Source organism: Mycolicibacterium sp. CBM1 (assembly GCF_054073305.1).
Genome location: NZ_JBSXPP010000001.1, coordinates 41,091 through 61,278 on the forward strand (window position 1 = coordinate 41,091; position 20,188 = coordinate 61,278).

18 protein-coding genes, 1 tRNA gene and 1 pseudogene are annotated in these 20,188 nt (G+C 68.0%); 7 read left to right on the top strand and 13 right to left on the bottom strand.

The genetic code is table 11. From position 1 onward, the window contains the following. Positions 1–38 precede the first annotated feature (38 nt). From ACXDF8_RS00215 to ACXDF8_RS00230, 4 genes and pseudogenes are all read left to right on the top strand, one after another. Positions 39–1,106 (top strand): ATP-dependent DNA ligase, encoded by a 1,068-nt coding sequence (locus tag ACXDF8_RS00215; RefSeq protein ID WP_457221238.1) that lies wholly within the window; start codon positions 39–41, stop codon positions 1,104–1,106. 55 nt (positions 1,107–1,161) lie between these two features. Next, positions 1,162–1,516 (top strand): annotated as a pseudogene (locus ACXDF8_RS00220) (hypothetical protein); the annotation flags it as partial. A gap of 29 nt (positions 1,517–1,545) precedes the next feature. Further along, positions 1,546–2,427: a tRNA glutamyl-Q(34) synthetase GluQRS gene (gene gluQRS, locus ACXDF8_RS00225; RefSeq protein WP_457221239.1), complete on the top strand. Its 882-nt coding sequence runs from the start codon at positions 1,546–1,548 to the stop codon at positions 2,425–2,427. Positions 2,428–2,545: 118 nt separating this feature from the next. Continuing rightward, a complete protein-coding gene (locus tag ACXDF8_RS00230) occupies positions 2,546–3,919 on the top strand; it encodes a flavin monoamine oxidase family protein (protein ID WP_457221240.1) in 1,374 nt (457 codons plus the stop codon). A 770-nt stretch (positions 3,920–4,689) separates the two neighbouring features. Here the strand turns inward: ACXDF8_RS00230 and ACXDF8_RS00235 are convergent. From ACXDF8_RS00235 to ACXDF8_RS00255, 5 genes are all read right to left on the bottom strand, one after another. Beyond that, a complete protein-coding gene (locus ACXDF8_RS00235) occupies positions 4,690–7,392 on the bottom strand; it encodes a YncE family protein (RefSeq protein ID WP_457221241.1) in 2,703 nt (900 codons plus the stop codon). Between the two features lie 20 nt (positions 7,393–7,412). Continuing rightward, positions 7,413–9,212, bottom strand: coding sequence for a hypothetical protein (locus ACXDF8_RS00240; RefSeq protein ID WP_457221242.1), 1,800 nt, complete (start codon positions 9,210–9,212; stop codon positions 7,413–7,415). A gap of 133 nt (positions 9,213–9,345) precedes the next feature. Beyond that, complete coding sequence (locus ACXDF8_RS00245) at positions 9,346–10,566, bottom strand: cytochrome P450 (RefSeq protein WP_457221243.1); 1,221 nt, start codon at positions 10,564–10,566, stop codon at positions 9,346–9,348. Positions 10,567–10,570: 4 nt separating this feature from the next. Next, positions 10,571–11,806: a tRNA guanosine(34) transglycosylase Tgt gene (gene tgt / locus ACXDF8_RS00250; RefSeq protein ID WP_457221244.1), complete on the bottom strand. Its 1,236-nt coding sequence runs from the start codon at positions 11,804–11,806 to the stop codon at positions 10,571–10,573. Positions 11,807–11,837: 31 nt separating this feature from the next. Beyond that, the gene (locus ACXDF8_RS00255; RefSeq protein WP_457221245.1) at positions 11,838–12,740 is read right to left on the bottom strand and encodes a haloalkane dehalogenase; all 903 of its coding nucleotides are present in this window, start codon (positions 12,738–12,740) and stop codon (positions 11,838–11,840) included. A 184-nt stretch (positions 12,741–12,924) separates the two neighbouring features. Here ACXDF8_RS00255 and ACXDF8_RS00260 point away from each other — a divergent pair, with 184 nt between their 5' ends. Next, positions 12,925–13,440 (top strand): lipoprotein LpqH, encoded by a 516-nt coding sequence (locus ACXDF8_RS00260; protein ID WP_457221246.1) that lies wholly within the window; start codon positions 12,925–12,927, stop codon positions 13,438–13,440. 57 nt (positions 13,441–13,497) lie between these two features. Here ACXDF8_RS00260 and ACXDF8_RS00265 read toward each other — a convergent pair whose 3' ends face one another. Next, positions 13,498–14,859 carry a WS/DGAT/MGAT family O-acyltransferase gene (locus ACXDF8_RS00265; protein ID WP_457221247.1) on the bottom strand — a complete coding sequence of 454 codons (1,362 nt, stop codon included), beginning with the start codon at positions 14,857–14,859 and terminating at the stop codon, positions 13,498–13,500. A 117-nt stretch (positions 14,860–14,976) separates the two neighbouring features. Here ACXDF8_RS00265 and ACXDF8_RS00270 point away from each other — a divergent pair, with 117 nt between their 5' ends. Next, positions 14,977–15,534 (top strand): hypothetical protein, encoded by a 558-nt coding sequence (locus tag ACXDF8_RS00270; RefSeq protein WP_457221248.1) that lies wholly within the window; start codon positions 14,977–14,979, stop codon positions 15,532–15,534. Positions 15,535–15,537: 3 nt separating this feature from the next. Here the strand turns inward: ACXDF8_RS00270 and ACXDF8_RS00275 are convergent, their stop codons facing one another. From ACXDF8_RS00275 to ACXDF8_RS00290, 4 genes are all read right to left on the bottom strand, one after another. Further along, positions 15,538–15,816, bottom strand: coding sequence for a hypothetical protein (locus ACXDF8_RS00275; protein WP_457221249.1), 279 nt, complete (start codon positions 15,814–15,816; stop codon positions 15,538–15,540). A gap of 236 nt (positions 15,817–16,052) precedes the next feature. Beyond that, a tRNA-Ser gene (locus ACXDF8_RS00280) sits at positions 16,053–16,143 on the bottom strand. A gap of 28 nt (positions 16,144–16,171) precedes the next feature. Then, on the bottom strand, positions 16,172–16,639 hold the full coding sequence (locus ACXDF8_RS00285) for a nucleoside deaminase (RefSeq protein WP_457221250.1): 468 nt from the start codon (positions 16,637–16,639) through the stop codon (positions 16,172–16,174). Then, complete coding sequence (locus tag ACXDF8_RS00290) at positions 16,636–17,154, bottom strand: tRNA adenosine deaminase-associated protein (RefSeq protein ID WP_457221251.1); 519 nt, start codon at positions 17,152–17,154, stop codon at positions 16,636–16,638. The genes ACXDF8_RS00285 and ACXDF8_RS00290 overlap by 4 nt, the downstream gene beginning before the upstream one ends. A gap of 95 nt (positions 17,155–17,249) precedes the next feature. Here ACXDF8_RS00290 and ACXDF8_RS00295 point away from each other — a divergent pair, with 95 nt between their 5' ends. Then, positions 17,250–18,194: a prephenate dehydrogenase gene (locus tag ACXDF8_RS00295; RefSeq protein ID WP_457221684.1), complete on the top strand. Its 945-nt coding sequence runs from the start codon at positions 17,250–17,252 to the stop codon at positions 18,192–18,194. Here the strand turns inward: ACXDF8_RS00295 and ACXDF8_RS00300 are convergent. The 3 genes from ACXDF8_RS00300 to ACXDF8_RS00310 are packed head-to-tail and all read right to left on the bottom strand — an operon-like array spanning position 18,157 to position 20,185. Then, a complete protein-coding gene (locus ACXDF8_RS00300; RefSeq protein ID WP_457221252.1) occupies positions 18,157–18,759 on the bottom strand; it encodes a putative glycolipid-binding domain-containing protein in 603 nt (200 codons plus the stop codon). The genes ACXDF8_RS00295 and ACXDF8_RS00300 overlap by 38 nt on opposite strands. Next, positions 18,756–19,544: an ABC transporter permease gene (locus ACXDF8_RS00305; protein WP_457221253.1), complete on the bottom strand. Its 789-nt coding sequence runs from the start codon at positions 19,542–19,544 to the stop codon at positions 18,756–18,758. The genes ACXDF8_RS00300 and ACXDF8_RS00305 overlap by 4 nt, the downstream gene beginning before the upstream one ends. After that, positions 19,544–20,185 carry an ABC transporter permease gene (locus tag ACXDF8_RS00310; RefSeq protein ID WP_457221254.1) on the bottom strand — a complete coding sequence of 214 codons (642 nt, stop codon included), beginning with the start codon at positions 20,183–20,185 and terminating at the stop codon, positions 19,544–19,546. The genes ACXDF8_RS00305 and ACXDF8_RS00310 overlap by 1 nt, the downstream gene beginning before the upstream one ends. Between the last annotated feature and the right edge of the window lie 3 nt (positions 20,186–20,188).

A 20,188-nucleotide genomic window follows, 5' to 3' on the forward strand; every position in this document is an offset into this window, starting at 1 on the left:
ACCGTCGAAGCTACCGCGCACGAGACGAGAATGAACCGATGAATCTGCCCGTCATGCCGCCGGTTTCGCCGATGCTCGCTAAATCGGTGCCGACCATCCCCGCCGGGGCGTCCTACGAACCCAAGTGGGACGGCTTCCGTTCGGTGTGTTTCCGCGACGGCGACGAGGTCGTGTTCGGCAGCCGCAACGAGAAACCGATGACACGCTACTTCCCCGAACTGGTGCGCGCCGCGCTCGACGAGCTGCCGCCGCGGTGCGTGATCGACGGCGAGATCGTGATCGCCACCGAGCACGGACTGGATTTCGACGCCTTGCAGCAGCGCATCCATCCCGCCGAATCGCGGGTACGGATGCTCTCCGAACGCACGCCGGCCTCGTTCGTCGCCTTCGACCTGCTGGCCCTCGGCGACGACGACTACACCGGCCGCCCGTTCGAAGACCGCCGCGCCGCGCTGGTGGCGGCACTGGCGGATTGCGGCCCGTACTTCCATGTCACCCCGGCCACCACCGATCTGGACACCGCGCAGCGGTGGTTCGACGAGTTCGAAGGGGCCGGGCTCGACGGTGTGGTCGCCAAACCGCTGGCCGTCACCTACCAGCCCGACAAGCGGGTGATGTTCAAGATCAAGCACGAGCGGACCGCTGACTGCGTGGTGGCCGGTTACCGGGTGCACAAGTCGAGCGACGAGGCCGTCGGTTCGCTGTTGCTGGGCCTCTACAAAGACGACGGAACGCTGGCGTCGGTCGGTGTCATCGGCGCCTTCCCGATGGCCGAGCGGCGCCGACTGTTCACCGAATTACATTCCCTGATAACTGATTTCGAAGTTCACCCGTGGAACTGGGCCGCCCACGAAGCCGGTGAGCGCACACCGCAGAAGAATGCCGGGTCCCGATGGAACGCCGGCAAGGATCTCTCCTTCGTGCCGCTGCGCCCCGAACGGGTCGTCGAGGTGCGCTACGACCACATGGAAGGTGAGCGGTTCCGCCACACCGCCCAGTTCAACCGCTGGCGCCCAGACCGCGACCCGCGTTCGTGCACCTACGAGCAACTCGAGCGGCCGGTCACGTTCAGCCTCGGTGAAATCATTCCGGGTCTGGCCACCTGAGGCAGGAGCCACCCGTTTACATCACGGCGGCCGCGGGCACGCCTTGACCACGTCAGTGACCCCATTCCAGGATCTCCCGCTGGCCGACCGCGACCGCAAATGCAACGGCGCCGCCGAGAAACGCGTGGGCGCGTGGGCCGACGCTACCGACGAGCCCAACGAGAAGTACCGCGACGCGCACGTCTGGTACGACAACGGAGAACAAGGACAACTTCACCGCCTACAAGCTGCTGATCGCCGACGTCGTCGATGACACGCTGACTGCGGTGCCGCGCGGTGTGATGGCGGCCTGAGCGATCATGCAGGGCTCCCGCGGCGGGATAGACCTGCCGGCCAAGGACATCGACCGCGTCAAGAGCCACCTGGCGAAGTACTACGCGAAGATGGACGAGACCGCGCCGCGGGACCGCGACGACAGCGACTGCGCTAGATTGCGGGCGTGGCCAGCCATGCCGTGGGCGCAGGCCGGTTCGCGCCCAGCCCGTCCGCCGACCTGCACATCGGCAACCTGCGCACCGCCGTGCTGGCGTGGCTGTTCGCCCGCGCGACCGGCCGCCGCTTCCTGCTGCGCATCGAGGACCTCGACGACCGCACCCATGACGAGGTGGCGCACCGCCAGCTCGCCGACCTCGCCGCCATCGGCGTCACCTGGGACGACGAACCGCAATGGCAGTCGCGGCAGCGCCAGCGCTACGACACCGTCGTCGAGCTGTTGACCGAACGCGGCCTGACCTACGAATGCTATTGCAGCAGAAGAGAAATACTTAGCGCACCGCACGCACCACACGCTCCGGAAGGAGCCTACCCGGGCACCTGCCGGGACCTCGCCGAGGCCGAACGCGCCGCCCGGCGCGAACTACGGCCGCCGGCGCTGCGGCTGCGCACCGACATCAGCGAGTACACCGTGACCGACCTCTTGCACGGCAGCTACACCGGACTGGTCGACGATTTCGTCCTACGCCGCGGCGACGGCGTCCCGGCCTACAACCTCGCGGTGGTCGTCGACGACGCGGCCGCCGACATCGACCAAGTGGTGCGCGGCGACGACCTGTTGTCGTCCGCACCGCGGCAGGCCTACCTCGCCGCACTGCTGGGCCACCAGCCCCCGACGTACGCCCACGTGCCGCTGGCACTCAACACCGAGGGCAAACGACTGGCCAAGCGGGACGGGGCGGTGACTCTGGCCGAACTGGGCGTGCCGCGAGCGTTCGCGGTGATCACCGAGTCGCTGGGCTGGCCGTCCGCCGACATGGGCGAGCTGCTCGCGCAGTTCGATCCGGCCCGGCTGCCACGCGAGCCGTGGACGTACCAACCGGTTTGATCGCAACGCTTGGCGGTGATCGCCGACTCTAAGGAAACGCGCACCCGGCAGTTCCTCGAGCGGGTGCTCAACCCCCTTTAGCAGTTCGGCGGGGCCACCTTGTGTCAGAGTGTCTCCCATGCCGAACGCTACAGACATCGACGCCGATGTCATCATCGTCGGCGCGGGACTGTCCGGGATGATCGCCGCCAGGACGGTTCTCGCCGCGGGGCTGACTCCACTGGTACTGGAGGCCGACGAACGTGTCGGTGGGCGCATCCTGACCGAGGAGGCAATGCCGGGACTGCCGGTCGAGTTGGGCGCCCAGTGGATCGGGGACACCCACCACCGGATGTTCCGGCTGGCAGCCGAACTGGGGGTGGAGACGTTCCCGCAATACGAGGACGGTGAGACGTCCTACGAGTTGGGCGGGACCGGTGTCCTGCGGGAGAACGAATTCCATGCCCGGTTCGCCGGTGAGCTGGCCGAGCTGGAACGGGTGCTGCGCGATCTCGACGAGCTGGCGGCCCAGGTTCCGGTGGAAGCTCCGTGGCTGGCCGCGCGCGCCGCCGAGTGGGACGCCATCACCGCAGGCACTTGGTATGACGCCCAGCGGCTTTCGCCGGTGGCCCGTACCCTGCTGGAGATCTGTACGGTCGGCATCCTGGCGGTGCCCACCGCCGAAGTGTCGTTCCTGCACCTGTTGTTCACCATCCAGACCTGCGGTGTGACATCAGAACTGTTCGCCGAGTCCGAAGGCGGCGCACAGACCACTCGGTTCGTCGGAGGCACCAGCGAGATCCCGCGCCGGCTGGCCGCTCTGATCTCCGATCGCATCGTGCTCAACGTCCCCGTACAGCTGATCGAGCACACCGCCGACAGCGTCACCGTGCGCTGCCGCGGCGGACTGGCGGCACGCGGACGGCGGGTCATCGTCGCAATCTCCCCGACGCTCGCCGGCCGCATCATGTACGACCCGCCGCTGCCGGGGGTTCGCGATCAGCTCACCCAGCGGCTGCCGAACGGCTCGGCCATGAAGGCGTTCTTCGTCTACGACGAACCCTTCTGGCGCACAGACGGTTTGAATGGCCAGCTGATCTCCGAACTCGGTCCGGCCCGGATGTCCAACGACACCTGCATTCCCGGAAACGACCACGGCGTGATCCTGCTCTTCCTCGAGGGTGACCAGGCGCGGACCTTCGGCCGGCTGCCCGAAGACGAACGACAGGCCGCCCTGACCGCCGAGCTGGTGCGCCACTACGGCGGCAAGGCCGCCAAGCCGGAGTTCTACGTCGACGGCGAATGGTCCGACCGGCAGTGGACCCGCGGCTGCTACAACGCCAACCACGGCCCGCACGTGTGGACCAGCTACGGTCCGGCGCTGTCCGCGCCGATCGGTGTGATCCACTGGGCATCAACCGATACCGCGACCTACTGGAGCGCATACATGGAGGGTGCGGTCGACGCGGGTGAACGCGCGGCGCGGGCGGTGATCGACGAACTGACCGGGTGATCGGCGTCAGCTTCGCGAACTAGGTGGGCATTGACCGGGCTGCAAACCGATCGCGTTGCCCATAGCGCTCTGGTTCTGACAGGCCGACACCCCCGAATCCACCGCTGTACCACCCGCACTGGCCGGACACCGGCCCGGCTGCAAACCGATCGCGTTGCCCATAGCGGCCTGGTTCTGACAGGCCGACACCCCCGAATCCACGGCTGTACCACCCGCACTGGCCGGACACTGCCCCGGCTGCAAACCGATCGCGATTCCCATTGCCGCCTGGTTCTGACAGGCCGACACCCCCGAATCCACCGCTGTACCACCCGCACTGGCCGGACACCGACCCGGCTGCAAACCGATCGCGTTGCCCATGGCGGCCTGGTTCTGACACGCCGACACCCCCGAATCGGGTGGGCTACTGGACTCCGACGCCACACTCGACGAACTGTTCTGCGATGGGCTGGTCGTCGGGGAATCGCTCGCGGCTGAAGTGGTCGCGGTGGTGCTGCTGGTCGTGCTGCACGGCGCCGGGTTGTAGCCGCCCCGCTGAAAGCAATCGGCCACTGTCTCGGCCGGTTGGGCAGCCTGGTGGGCGACGGCTCCGCCCGCGCACACGACGACGGTCGCTACGACGCACTGAGACCACAACCGTTGTCTCGTAATATTTTTCATGAGGTTCGACAGAGTTCGGGCATCGTCAATACCCCTGCGGGTCAGTCGCATTCACCGTCGCCACCGTCTGGTCGTCGTCACCGGGACCTTCACCGTACCGCCACAACCCGCTAACCCGCAGCGCTCGGTTGGCCGCTGCTGCCGTGGTGGCCTTTGACGCCGTCAGGACCGGTCTTGCCCCCATCTCCGCCTGCACCGCCGTTGCCCAGCGCGCCGCCGTTCCCGCCGTCACCGCCGTCCCCACCGGTGCCAGAGAACCACAGAGAGTCACCACCGGTGCCACCGGCGCCGCCGTCGCCGAACTGCGAACGGGCGTCACCGCCGTTGCCGCCCATGCCGCCCTGACCGCCCGCGCTTCCGCCGGAACGCCCGATGACCGACACCGAATCGCCGGTGTTGTTGGTCGCGTAGACGGTGCCCTCCGAGGTGACAGTCACTGCAGCCGGCCCGTCGAGACCGGTAATGATGTCGGAGATCGTGTTGGTGGCCGTGTCGATGACCGTCAGTTGGCCTGCACTCAACGCGATGTTGGTGTTGGTGACATAGACCCGGCTGCCATCCGGACTGACCGCGATCCCGGTCGGACTGACGATGCCCTCGATCGTTGCGGCGATCGCGTAGTTGTTCGCGGCGTCGATCACCGTCACCGTGCCCGCCGCGGAGTCGGTGGCGTACACGTAGCGCCCTTGCGGGCCGACCGCGATGCTGTTGGGAACGCCGAGACCGTCGATGGTGGCGGCGATCTGGTTGGTGGTGGTGTCGATGACCCGTACCTTGCCGTTGCCGGAATCCGCCACGTAGGCATAGGGGCCGACCGGATTGACCGCGATGGCCACCGGGGTGTCGAAGCCGGTGATGGTCTGGGTGACCTGGTTTTTGGCGGTGTCGATCACCGACACCGAGTTCCCGCCCGAGTTGCTGACGTAAGCCGTTGCGCCATTGGGGGTTACGGCCACGCCGGCGGGTGAGTCGAAACCCCCATAGGTGGCCGCGACGTCGAGTGTGACGGCGACGACGGAGAGCTTCCCGTCAGTGCGGGTGACGTAGGCGTAGGCGCCGTTCGGTGTGACCGCGATCTGGAAAGGTCTGTCGATACCGGTGATCTCACCGGCGTTGCTGTTGGTCACCGTCCCGAGAACGAGCACCCGCTTGTTACCGGAATCGGCGACGAACACCAGGTTGCCATCCGGGCTGGCCGCGACCCCTTGCGGTGTCTTGACACCGGTGATGGTGGTGACGACCTGGAGTTCGCCGGCGCCGTTGGTGCCCACTCCGGCCAGCCCGCCGGCACCCCCGGCACCGCCGTCCCCGAGCGCCGTCCCGCCCTTACCGCCGTGACCACCGTCACCGCCGTCGCCACCGGGTCCGCCGTCACCACCGTTGCCACCGGCACCACCGTTGCCGACCGAGCCACCGTCACCGCCGTGACCGCCGCGGCCGCCCTTGGCAGCGGTCTGGCCGGTGCCGTAACCGTCGCCGCCTCGGCCGCCGTCCCCACCCGAGGTCAGCCAAATCCCACCCGCCCCGGCGCTGCCGGCGTGGGCGCCGGCACCGGCGCCGGGCTGGCCGGCGGCGCCGGCATCCCCTGCCAGGCCGGGGTCACCGCCCTTGCCACCGTCGCCGCCGTCGAGCGTGGTGGCGTCACCGTCGGCGCCGCGACCCCCCTTGCCGGCTTCACCGGCCTTGCCACCGCTGCCGCCGTTGCCACCGTCTCCGGCGATACCGGATAGCTTGACCACCAACAACACTCGGCTCGATCCGGCATTTCCGCCGGCACCACCCGCCCCGCCGTTGCCGCCGTTGCCGCCGTCTGAGCCGTCCTCGCCGTCCGCACCGGCGGCCGTACCGTCCTTGCCGTCTTTGCCGCGGCCGCCCTCGCGTCCGCTGCCCCCGTTGCCACCCTTGCCGCCGACGCCACCCACCCCGAAGATCCAGCTGCCGTTTCCGCCGGCGCCACCCTGACCGCCGTTTCCGCCCGACCCGCCGTCTCCGCCGTCCTTCTTCGAGCCGTCGAGATCGGTGCCGTCGGAACCCTTCTGGCCGTCCTTGCCGTTGCCACCCTGCCCACCGGCACCGCCATTGCCCCACAAGGCGAACGGTGAGGCGTTTCCGCCCTGCCCGCCAGCCGCACCGGCATCGCCCGCCGCCGCGCCGTGGCCGCCCTTACCGCCCGCGCCGCCGCTACCCCAGAGCCCGCCGCCCTGACCACCCGCTCCCCCGGCGCCACCATCACCGCCGTCACCACCGGCACCGCCGTCGCCGTACAGCAGACCACCGCGGCCACCCTGGCCGCCGGTTCCCGTGACCGATGCGGCGCCGCCGGCTCCGCCGGTTCCGAACAGTCCGGCGTTGCCGCCGTTGCCGCCGTTCCACCCGTTGCCGGCGGCGCCGAGCAGCAGGCCGGCCCGCCCGCCATTGCAGGTCGTGGTTCCCGGGCAGCGTCCCGCGTCGTAGCTGTAGCCGTTGCCGATCAGGATCCCGGCGTCGGGATGCTCGGCCGTGCCGTTGGAGACGAAGACCGAGAGCACACTTCCCGGAGTCCAGGAAGTTACCGCCGACGGCGTCGCCAGCCGCAGACTGGGAACTGCGGTGACGGCGGTGCGCTTCGGGGCCTTCGGCCCCGAAGCCGGCCGGGCCGACTTGGCGGAACGAGCGTGCGCACCACTGTGATCGACGGTTGACGAAGATCCGTTATCAGCCTGGGCGGCAGGGGAACTCGCGATCGCCACGCCGCCAGCCACAGCAAGGGCGCCGACGCCCAGCCAGGCGTACGGCGCGACGTGCCGGCGAATCCTGCGGTGCTGCGCGCTCATGTCGTCAGTCCTTCGCCGGCTCACTGGATCAACTGGGGAATCAGGCCCAGAGTGCCGCCGCCGGCAGCGGTGCCCATGTTGTAGACCACGTCGTAGGCGAAGAACAGCGAGATTCCCGCGTTGAAGTAGTACACGTCCTTGTCGGACACTCCGTTCTGCACGTCCACCCGCCCACCCGCCAAAGCGGTACCGGTGACGAACGGGAAATAGGTGACCGACGTTCCGCTGGTGGTGGTTCCCGTCAGCGAGAAGTCCAGGCCACTGGCCAGGCGCCCCACGTTGGCGTCGTCGGAGGACGTGATCGTGACGCCCGCATAGGCGATCGCGTCGGATTGCGAACTCCGATTGGTGTTGTGCAAGGTCGCATCCGCGCCGGTGTCGGGGGTGATGCCGACCGGTACAGCCGAGAGCAGGTTGGTTCCGAACGTGTCGACGATGTTGACCACCGCATCGAACAGCTGCGGGGAGTAGAAGCGGGTGTTGCTGTTGGGGGCCGTCGCCGAACCCGGGGCCGCGGGGTCGGGCACCATCGAGAAGAACAGACCCGACGGATCCCGCAAGTCGGCTTGCGTGAGGCCGATCTGCAACCATGCCTGGCCGGTGACGGGATCGACGTGCACCCGATAGCCGGGCTGCACTCCTCGGGCGAAGGTCAACTCGTTGAGCAGGCTGGTGATCCCGTTACCTTCGTAGCTCGGCGCTGCTCCGAAATCACCGTAGAACGTGCTGTCGATGGGCGCCGTGCCGTCGACGGCACCGTCGGGAGTCCACACCGTCGTCGATTTGCCACCCTCGACGGCGGTGATCTTGTCCATCTGACCGACCAGGACGTTGCCGGTGGACAGCAGCGGTGTGGTGCTCGTCTGCGACGCGTAGAACGCCACCGTGGTGGTGGCCGCGGTGCCCTCATAGGCCAGGCCGCTGTCGAACGATTTAGTGACGGGCTCACCGGTGGTGACGCCCGACGAGCCCCACCACGGTGAGGCCGTCGGGTCGTCGGAGGCATAGGCAGCGAGGAAACCCGCAGCACCAGTGTCGAATTCGAAGAACTGCGGAATCGGATTGCCGGACCCCAGCGTCACGTAGATGCCCAGCCGCTGCAGGGTCACGCCCGTGCAGTTTCCGTCGGAGCCTTGTCCGTCCAGGCACACGTCCACCAGTTGTAGCGGGATCTGGATGGGATTGGTCACCACACCGACGCTGGCCGGGAACAAGGTGCGCCGGACCAGCCAGACCGCGCCCTGCAGCAGGTCGGTGACGGGGTTGGCCGGGAAGCCGGCCAGCCAGTTGGCGGTGCTGGTCAGAAACTGCTGCAGCCCCAGGCCGATCGACGACATGGCGCAGGCGGTACACGCCGTTGCGGCCACCGGGGTGGGGATCGCGACGGTGGCTGCCGCCCGCACCGTCGATGCCGGGGCGGACTCAGCACGGCGGCTGTGCGCCTGTCCAACAACATCTTTCGCGCCTGCGGTAGACGCCTGCGATGTGGTGGCCGCGCTGTCCGTCCCGGCCACTGCCCGGCGCTGGGTCGACGGGACAGCGGCGAGGGTGACTCGCCGTGCGGTCGGCGCCTTCTTGGCCGAGCGTGCCGCCGCCGGCGCGGAGCGCCCCGTCGACCCGACAGCCGGCCCCTGGTGCGAGGTCGTCGTCGAGTGCGAAGCGGCCGCGCCCTCGTCGGCCAGCGCCGCCCCCGGCGCGGCGACCAGTGCCAGCCCTATCCCCGCCGCCGTAGCCCCTACTCGAAGCCAGATGACCACCGGCAGCGCGCGGCGGCGAACCCGCGGCCCGACGGAGCCCCCCCGATTGCTGATACGCGACATCCGTCCCCCGCTCCCCGTACATCGAGGCCCAGCGCATTTCCGCCCCAGTCATAGCACCTTTGCGCCGGGTCCGCGGCCGTCTCGGCGGGACGACCATCGATATTCAGCGAAGTACGGTCCGTCGGCCGGGAGGCTAGACGGCGACGTCGAGTCGGGCCATTCCCCGCAACGTGACATGCGGCTTGTACACCGGCTCAGCGGCCAGCTCGGCATTCGGGAAGCGCTTGGTGACCGCCGACAACGCCACTGCGGCCTCCATTCTGGCCAGTGGCGCCCCGAGGCAGAAGTGCGGGCCGTGGCCGAATGCGAGGTGGCGAATCGCATCGCGTCGCGGATCGAACTCGTCGGGCCGCTCGACCGCGGCCGGGTCCCGGTGGGCCGCAGCGAAGAGCAGCATCATGATGTCGCCCTTGGCGATTCGCGCCTGCCCGATCACCATGTCCGCGCCGGCGATCCGGCCGGCCAGCTGCACGGGCGGGTCGTAGCGCAACGTCTCTTCGACGATCCCGGCCGCCCGTCCGGGATCCTCGCTCAGCGCCGTCCAATGCTCGCGGTGGCGCAACATTGCCAGGACGGCGTTGGCGATCAGGTTCACCGTGGTCTCGTGGCCCGCGATCAGCAACAGGTTGCAGGTTGCGACGATCTCGTCCTCGGTCAGCTGGTCACCGGATTCCTCCACGGCGATCAGCGCCGACATCAGATCGTCCGCCGGTTGCGCTCGGCGCTGTTCGAGCAGTTCGCGCAAGTAGCCCCGCAACCACAGTCCCGCTTCAAGGCGCTCGGCAAAGTTCTGCGGAACTTCACCGGTGAAGCTGACGAAGGGATCCAGGCCCTGCGCCAAAAGGCTTGATGCCGAACTGAACTGCGGCTCGTCCTCGATCGGCACGCCGAGCAGCCGACAGATCACCGCGACCGGCAGCGGGTAGGCCAGCTCGGCGACGGCATCGAATTCACCGGATTCGGCCACCGCGTCAAGCAGCCCGTCGACCATCGCGCTGATGTCGGGTTCGAGGCTTTTGACCACCCGCGGCGAGAACGCCTTGCTGACCAGTCGGCGCAGCCGGGTGTGATCGGGCGGGTCGAGGAACAGGAATCCCGGCGTGCCGAACGGCCGGGGTTGTTCACCGGCGGCGATGGCGCGCTGCGCGGCGGTGGACTTGAGCCGGTCGCTGCAGGCGTCGGGGTGGCGCAACACCTCGTCACAGTCGGCGAATCCCGACAACACGTGCAGGTTGGCGTCGGGAAGCTGTAGGGGGCCACGCTGGAGGATCTCCCGGTAGACCGGGTACGGGTCGGCCCGGTTGGCCGGATCGAGCAGTTTCAGCAGCAGCGCTTGCGACTCGGCGACCGTCATCTATTTATTGTGCACGCGTTGAATGCCCGTAATAGTTGCCCAGCACATGGTCGCGCAGTTCGTCGAAGTCGCCGGCCCCGATGGCGGCGCGGATCTGGTCGACCAGACGGATGGTGAACCGCTCATTGTGGATGGTGCACAGCGTCGCGGACAGGATCTCCTTGGCCTTGAACAGGTGGTGCAGATAGGCCCGCGTGTAGTGCGCGCAGGTGTAGCAGTCGCACTCGGCGTCGATCGGGGTGAAGTCGCGCCGGTAGCGCGCCCCGGTGATGTTGAACCGGCCCGTCGGCGAATACACCGCGGCGTTGCGCGCCACCCGCGACGGCGAGACACAGTCGAACGTGTCGGCTCCGGCGGCAACCGCGGCGAACAGGTCGTCGGGTTCGCTGATACCGAGCAGGTGCCGCGGCTTGTCATCGGGTAGCTCATCGGTGCACCAGCCGACGATCGTGGCCAAGTTCTGCTTCTCGAGCGCTCCCCCGATGCCGTAGCCGTCAAACCCGCGACCGTCGGCGTCCGCGATGCTCGCCAGACCACGGCAGGCCTGCCGACGAAGGTCCTCGTACTGGGCTCCCTGGACCACGCCGAACAGCGCCTGGCTGGGACGCTCGGGGCGCTGCGCCGTCAGCCGCCGGTGTTCGGTCAGGCAGCGCACCGCCCAGTCGTGGGTGCGGACCACCGATTCCTCTTGGTAGCCACGGGTGTTCACCAACGTCGTCAGCTCGTCGAACGCGAAGATGATGTCGGCGCCGATCTTGTGCTGGATCTGCATCGACACCTCGGGGGTGAACCGGTGCGTCGAGCCGTCGAGATGGGAAATGAACGTCACGCCGTCGTCGTCCACATGAGCTAGGCGTTGTTTTCCCTCGGCGATCACGTCGTCGGCCTGCACTCGGTTGGCGTCCATCGACAGCACCTTGCGGAATCCGGCACCGAGCGAGAGCACCTGGAATCCGCCGCTGTCGGTGTACGTCGGCCCCGGCCAGTTCATGAACGCACCGAGGCCGCCCGCCTCGTCGACGATGTCGGGGCCCGGCTGCAGGTACAGGTGATAGGCGTTGGACAGCACGGCTTGCGCACCGAGCTCGCGCATCGTCTCGGGCAGTACGGCCTTGACCGATGCCTTGGTGCCGACGGCGATGAACGCCGGGGTGTGGATGTCGCCGTGCGGGGTGTGGATCACCCCGGTGCGTCCCCGGCGTCCGGTCAGTTCGGTGTCGACGGTGAAGAACGGAGGCACCCAGACATCTAACCAGCGCAGCTGACCAGCGCTATCCGAGGAACCTCACGATGTGTTCGGCGAGCTCCTGACCGGCGTCCTCCTGGATGAAGTGCCCGGCGCCGTGCACCGTGGGGTGCTCGATGCCCTGCGCGCCGGGCATCGTCTGGCGGAAGATCGGTCCCATCGCACCGGTGATCGGATCGCCGTCGCTGAACGCCACCAGCATCGGTGTCTGGCTGGCCGTCAGCACCGCCCACGCCCGTCGGTTCGCTTCGGCGGCGGGGTCGTCCGGCGCGGTGGGTACCAGGGCAGGCATGGCCCGCGGGCCGGCGCAGAATCTGTCGTCCGGGAACGGGGCGTCGTAGGCCGCTCGGACATCGTCACGCATCGGGCGTTGGCAACCCGATTCGACGAACCGGCCGACGTCGACCGTCGGGGCGCTCTGAATCGCGGTGCGGAACTGCCACCAGATCTCGGGCATGTCGACGTCGCCGGTCGGCAGCCCGGTGTTGGCCACGACGATGCGCGCGAAGCGCTCGGGATGCTCGGCGGCCAGCCGCAGACCGATGAGCCCACCCCAGTCCTGCCCGACCAGCGTCACCCGCTGCAGCCCCAGGACGTCGAAGGCCAGCGCCCGCATCCACTCGACATGGCGAGCATAGCTGTGGTCCTCGATGCGAGCCGGCTTGTCCGAGCGGCCGAAGCCGACCAGATCCGGACAGATCACCCGGTAGCCAGCGGCGGCGACGAGCGGCATCATCGTGCGGTACAGGAACGACCAGGTGGGTTCGCCGTGCAGCATCAGGACCGGGTCGGCGTGGGTGGGCCCGTCCTCGACCCACGCGACGCGCAGTCGGCCACCTTCGGAGTCGTCGATCTCGCAATAATTCGGCCGATACGGGAATTCGGGAATTTCGGCGAACCGGTCGTCGGGTGTGCGCAAAGTCTGCATGGCGTGAAGATACCGACTTTCATCGCCGGGAAGGGCATTTGTGCAGCACAGGGCACCGTAACGGCCGTTCACATTGAGCCGTGAATTTCGGTCGTTTCCGCCACCGGCCCAATACGGCGAACCATACTTCATTCGATGACCCGCCAGTGCCGACGGGTCGCATCAGGAGTTAAGGAGGAGTTTGGTGAAGCATGCATTGGTGGTGACCATTGCCGGCGCCGCGATCGTGGTGACCGGATTGGCCGGCTGTTCCAAGGACGAGAAGAAGACCGAGGCGTCGTCGTCGAGCAGCTCGGCATCCTCCTCCGCATCGAGCGCCAGCTCCAGCGCGTCGGAATCGCCCAACGCGACCTCCGGTGCGGGCAACGCCAAGGTGACCATTGACGGGCAGCCGCAGAACATCCAGGGCCAGGTTGTCTGCGCGACGGCGGGCGGCAACTTCAATATCGCCATCGGCGAGGCCGCCACCGGAATCGCGGCGGTGATTTCCCCCGACGCCTCGGTCGTCCACTCGGTCGGGCTGGGCAACGTCAACGGCGTGACCCTGGGTTACCAGGAAGGCGTGCCCGGCGGCGCGAACGCCACCGCGTCCAAGGACGGCAACAACTACAAGATCAGCGGGACAGCGACGGGCGTGGACATGGCCAACCCCATGCAGCCGGTCACCAAGCCTTTCGAGATCGAGGTCAGCTGCCCCTAGCGGCGCGACGAGACGAAGCGGCGGCGCCCCGAGGGGTCGCCGCCGCTTTCTTGCCGGTCAGACCCCGACCGCCCGTTCCAGCGTGGCCAGCGAGTCTTCGAGATGCCCGAGTAGCCGCTGCAGATGCGGAATGCTGCGGCGGCAGCCCACCAGGCCGAAGTCGAGATTGTCGGCGTTGTTCGACAGGGTGATATTGAGCGCTTGACCGTCCAGCGCGATCGACAGCGGATAGTTGCCGTCCAGCCGGGCCCCGCGCCAGTACAGCGGCTCCTGTGCACCGGGCACGTTGGAGATCACGATGTTGAACGGCGGCTGGGCCGCCGAGGCCAGGGCAGGCACCAGGCCGAGCGCCAACGGCGCCATGTTGAAGGCCGACAACGCCAGCTGCTGCAATCGCGGCAGCTGGGAGAAGACCTCCTTGTTGCCCAGCATGGAGGTGCGGATGGTCTCCAAGCGCAGCGCCGGATCCTCGATATCGGTGGCCAGGCTGCACAGGATCGCGCCGACCAGGTTGCCGCCGCTGGAGGCGTCCTCCTCGGAGCGGAGGTTGACCGGAACCATCGCGATCAGCGGTCGGTCGGGCAGCGCGTCCTGCTCGATGAGGTAGGCCCGCAGCGCGCCGGCACACATGGCGAGCACCACGTCGTTGACGGTGACCCCGGCGGCGTCCTTGACGGCGACGACGCGTTTGATCGGCCAGGACTGCGCGGCGCAGCGCCGCGCGCCGCCGATCGGCACGTTGAACATCGTCTTGGGCGCGGCGAAGGGCAGGGTCAGCTGCTGTTCGACGATGGCGGCGCGAGCCAGGCCGACGGCCGAGGGCCCCAGGCCCGCGACGGTGCCGGCCAGCCGCACCAGGTCACCGACCCTCGACGAACGAGCTATCGTCCTGGTGCGCTGTGAGGGCGCCATGCTCCACGGCGCGTCGATGTGTGTCTCGAGCGGGTCCGGTGACAGCGAGCGGCGCATCAGCTTCATCGCCGACACACCGTCGAGCAACGCGTGGTGGACCTTGGTGTACACCGCGAATCGTCCGTCGTTGAGGCCTTCGACCAGATGGGCTTCCCACAGTGGCCGATGGCGGTCGAGCAGGCTGCCGTGCAGCCGGGAGGTCAACTCCAGCAGCTCGCGCACCCGGCCGGGTGACGGCAGTGCCGAGCGCCTCAGGTGGTATTCGAGGTCGATGTCGCGGTCGAAAGACCAGGTGAGGTTGGCGATCCCGCCGAGCAGCTGACCGGGGTGCTTGCGGAAGGTCGGCTGGACGTCCTCGAAGGCCAGCATCGACGCGTAGATATCGCGCAGGAATTCCACATCGGCGCCCTCGGGCGGTTCGAACAACTGAAGACCGCCGACGTGCATGGGGTGCTCGCGGGTCTCGGCCAAGAGAAACATCGAGTCGGCCGGTGATATGAGCTCCATCGATGTCCTCCGCGTCGGTTCTCCCCCGAGTGCCCATTAGATCGGTTCGTCACACCGCCCGGGGGTTCGGGCCGAAATACCCTGTGCCGTGCGTTCGTCGGCGGCGCAGTCTGAGGCATGGCTCTCCAGCGGTCCTCCCGCCGGCACCCGCCGGTAGTGGTCGGGGTGGTGCTGGGCATCGCGTCGCTGGGGGCGCTGGGGATGCTGGTGGCTGCGATGGTGGTGCTGGCCCACACGCCCGCCGGCGTCGATGCGACGCCGACGCCGGCACCCGCTGCGACCACCACGACGACCACCACCTCGGCGCTCGCCGCGGCGATGTGGGACTGGCAGTTGCGCGCCGGCGATCACTTCAAAGAATCCGCCCAGGCCCTGCAGCAGGTGTCCGAGGCGGTCGACCGCGGTGACGACGCCGGCGTGCGCGCTGGGTGCCGGAGGTTGCACAACACCGACGCGATCGGCCTGCAGGCTGATCTACCGACCCCGGATCCAGAGCTGACCGCCGAGCTGCAGCGCATGATCGACGACGTGAACATCGCCGCGCATGCGTGCCTGCGATTCGTCGAAACCCGCAGGCTCGACGACGCCACCAACTACCAGGACTATCTACGCCGGGCGATGGACCATCTGGCCACCGCGAAACAGATCCTCAACGAGGATCTCGGAAAGGGCTGATGCTCAGTGGTGGCCGCCGCCACCACCGCCGTCATGGGGCACCGCGTTGAAGCCGGGCTCGGCCACTTCGGCTTCGGTGAGCTGGTCGCTGGTGTCCGGGATGACGGTCGGCGCGCAGTCCATCGAGAAGCTGTCCTCGGTGTCACTGTCCGCGCACTGCGCCGCCAGCCGGGGAGCGGGCGCGCCGATGCCGCTGAACACGGCAACGGCCGGGGCCGCGGCAATCGCCAAACCGATTGCGGCATAAAGCAACCGTCGTGATCGGGCTGATGTGTTGGCCATAGTCGACTACCCCCAAGCAATTCACGATGACGTCGGCGCCTGCCGCACTACGTCTCCGACACGCCAGGGTAGGTCAGGTTCCTGGGAATGGCGACTAATCGGGCGCTGGCGAGCGCAAGTGAGTTGCGGTAAGGATCGTCAAAGCGACGGGCAACATCACCCACCCAGGCAGCCTGATACCGGAGCCGGCCCGGTACAGGGATTTCAGTCGGCGGCACGAGGCCGCAACATCCAAATGGCGGTGGCGGAGGGATTTGAACCCTCGGACGGGGGTTACCCGTCACACGCTTTCGAGGCGTGCTCCTTAGGCCGCTCGGACACGCCACCGCCGAAGAGCTTACGTCTCGGAGCCGAGCTAACCCAAATCGCGGTGACGAGCGAAGAAGTCCTCGAGCAGCGCCGCACACTCGTCGGCCAGCACGCCACCGCGCACCTGCGGACGGTGCGTCAACCGGCGGTCGCGCACCACATCCCAAAGCGATCCCGCCGCACCGGTTTTCGGCTCCCATGCCCCAAACACCAGCCGCGCCACCCGCGCCATCACCAACGCACCGGCACACATCGTGCACGGCTCGACGGTCACCGCGATCGTCGTGCCGGCCAGTCGCCAGCCGTCGCCGTAGACCCGAGCTGCAGCCCGCAGCGCCAGGATCTCGGCGTGCGCGGTCGGGTCCCCAAGCTGTTCGCGGGCATTGGCGGCACGGGCGAGTTCGGTGCCGTCCGGTGCGAACACCACGGCCCCGATCGGCACGTCGTCGGGACCGGCCGCACCCGCCGCCGCCAGAGCCGCGCGAATCAGCGCGCTGTCAGAACCCGAACTCACCGATCGAGACGGTCGAGCACGGCAGCCAGCTCGTCGGCGAAGCCCATCTCCCGCGCGATCCGGCCGAGCTGCTCGTCGGCGTAGAGGTCGGTTTCGTCGAGGATCACGCTCAGCACCGCCTCGGGCAGACCGAGGTCGGTCAGCACCCCGAGGTCACCCTCCTCGAACGGGTCGGAATCTTCCAGATCCTCCGCGGAGATGTCGGCGTCGAGAGTCTCCAGCGCTTCGGCGGCGATGTCGTAGTCCAGCGCCGCTGTCGCATCCGACAACAGCAGCCGAGTGCCCGACGGCGCGGGCCGCACGATCAGGAAGAACTCGTCGTCGATGTCGAGCAGCCCGAACACCGCTCCGGCACTGCGCAGTTCTCGCAACTCAGTTTCGGCGGCACTCAGGCTGGTCAATGCCTTCGCATTCATTCCCGAGCAACGCCACTTGCCATCCTCGCGCACCACGGCGACCCCGAAGCCGTCCGGGTTGTCCGACCCGGCGCTGTTCTGGGCTCGCTGTGCCTCCATGGCCGCATACGCTAGTCGCTGAGCAGGCGTTTTGACCAGGCACACGTCGGCAACGCCGCCCGGTGTGCAAACCTGGAACGGTGACCAATACACCCGTGTGCGTGCTCGGCCTCGGGCTGATCGGCGGGTCGGTCGTACGCGCCGCGGTCGCCGCCGGCCGGGATGCGTTCGGCTACAACCGCTCCGTTGAGGGCGCCCAGTCGGCCCGCTTCGACGGCTTCGACGCCACCACCGATATCACCGAGGCACTCACGTGGGCGGCCGATCGTGACGCGTTGATCGTCCTCGCCGTTCCGATGCCCGCTGTGTCGCAGCTACTGGGCCACGTCAAGGAGCTCGCCCCGAGTTGCCCGCTGACCGACGTGATCAGCGTCAAGGGTGCGGTGCTCGACGCGGTGCGCGCGGCCGGTCTGCTCGACCGCTATGTCGGCGGCCATCCGATGGCCGGCACCGCGCACTCCGGCTGGAGCGCCGGCAGCGAGCGGCTGTTCGCCGGCGCGCCGTGGGTGATCGGGGTCGACGAACACGTCGACGCCGGAGTCTGGGTGCAAGTGATGGATCTGGCACTGGACTGCCAGGCGGTGGTCGTGCCCGCTAAGTCCGACGAGCACGACGCGGCCGCGGCCAGCATCTCCCACCTGCCGCATCTGTTGGCCGAGGCACTGGCCGTCACCGCCGGTGAGATGCCGCTGGCCTTCGCGCTGGCCGCTGGTTCGTTCCGCGACGGCACCCGGGTGGCCGCGACCGCACCGGATCTGGTGCGTGCAATGTGTGAGGCCAACGTCGATCAGCTGCTGCCCAGCCTCGACCGCAGCCTGGACTTGCTGAACCAGGTTCGCAGATCGTTGTCCGAGAAGGGTTCGGTGGCCGAACTCGTCGAGGCCGGCCACGCGGCCCGCGCCCGTTACGACAGTTTCTCCCGGCCGCAGATCGTCACCATCGCCATCGGCGAGGAGAACTGGCGCGAGGAACTCGCCGCCGCCGGCCGGGCCGGCGGGGTGATCAGATCCGCTTTGCCAAGCCTGGATAGTCGACGATGAAGCCGTCGCTGTCCACGGTGATGGTGGTCTCGGCGACCGGCGAATGCAGCTTGATGCCATCCCCGCTGTCCGGGCCAGAGCTGCTGTAGCTGATGGTCGCCTGCTTGACGGTCAGATCCGGCAGGCTCACGTAGACCACCGGCAGGCTCACCGAATCCACCCGCTGGTAGAGCCCGGTGCGCCGGATCGGCAGCGCGTTGAAGAACGGGCTGAACACCACGTCGACGTCCAGCGCCCCCTCGTAACCGCCCCGGGACTGCCCCTGATGGTCGGTGACCAGCCACATGTTCTCTTCGTCGCGGGCGATCGACAGCTGCCGGTCCCGTTCGGCCAGGGTCACGCTCATCGACAGCCGCTTGGTGGCGCCGGTCTCGTCGGTCACCAGGTCGTAGGACGCACTGAACGCCGGATGGGTTCCCGAGGCGGCCGCGACAATACGGCCATATGCCTTGATCCGATTTCCCGACAGCTGCACGCGGGAGGATTCCATCCGCGAGGAGTCGTGGGCACGCCAGGTCAAAACAGCTGGCCAGGCGCTTACTGTCGCATCGTTGGCTGCACTCACCCATCTACCGTAAGCGACGGGTCACCCCGTTCGTAACCAGGTGCCGAAGTGCGACCCTTCTGTGACGTCGGGACCTGCGCATCCACGCTCACTTCGTCATCCAGCAATGGTTGCGGCATCCGGCGGAAACGGCCGGCGCCCGGCAACGAAGCCCAGACGGCCAGCGCCAACAAGCCGTCGAGCACCAGCGCAAGTACTGTCACCAGCAACGCACCCACCAGGGCGAGGTAGAACTGGCGGACCTTGATGCCGTCGATCAGATAACGCCCAAGCCCGCCCAGGCTGGCGTAGGCGGCCACCGTCGCGGTGGCGACCACCTGCAGGGTCGCGGTGCGCAGGCCGCTGAGGATCAGCGGCAACGCATTGGGAACCTCGACCCGGAGCAACACCCGCATCTCGGTCATCCCCATCGACCGGGCGGCGTCGACGACCGTGCGGTCCACATTGGCGATGCCGGAGTAGGTGCCGGCCAACAGCGGCGGGATACCAAGCAGCATCAGCGCAACGGTCGGGGGCACCAATCCCAGGCCCCAGAGCAGCACCCCGAGCAGCAGCACACCCAGGGTCGGCAGCGCGCGCAGTGCATTGACGCCGGTGACCACGAGGAAGGTGCCGCGGCCGGTGTGCCCGATGATCATTCCGATCGGGATGGCGACCAGCGCCGAAAAGAAGACCGCCACCGCCGTGTACTGCAGATGCTCGACGATGCGCGCCGCCAGTCCGGCGTTGCCACCCCAGTTCGCGGCGGTGAAGATGTAGGCCAGTGCCTGGTGCAGGAAGTTCATCAGCTCGCCTTCACCCGTGCCCACGGCGTGATGAGGCGCCCCGCGAGCAGGATCAAGATGTCGATGACGACGGCCAGCAGGAAGATCGCGATGATGCCGGCGAGGATCTGGTCGCTCTTGTCGGCCTGGTAGCCCTCGGTGAACCAGGTGCCCAGCCCGCCGATGCCGATCACCGAACCGACCGAGACCATCGAGATATTGGTCACCGCAACGACTCTGAGGCCGGCGATGAGAACCGGAATCGACAGCGGCAGATCAACTTTGAGCGTCCGGGACAACCCCGTGTAGCCGACCGCGGTGGCGGCGTCGCGTACCTGACCCGGCACCGCATCCAGCGCCTCCAGCACCGCACGCACCAACAGTGCGGTGGTGTAGAGGGTCAGCGCGACAATGACGTTGGCCTCATCGAGGATGCGGGTCGGGATGATCAGTGGCAGCACCACGAACAAAGCCAGCGACGGAATGGTGAAGATGATGCTCGCCGTCACCGTGGTCAATCGGCGCAACGCAGTGGTCCGCCACACGTAGGCGCCCAACGGCACCGCGATCAGCAGGCCGAGCACCACCGGCACCAGCGAGAGCCGCAGATGGATGACCGTCAGCGCCCAGGCCTTGTCGAGATGGGTGAGCAGATAGTTCATCCG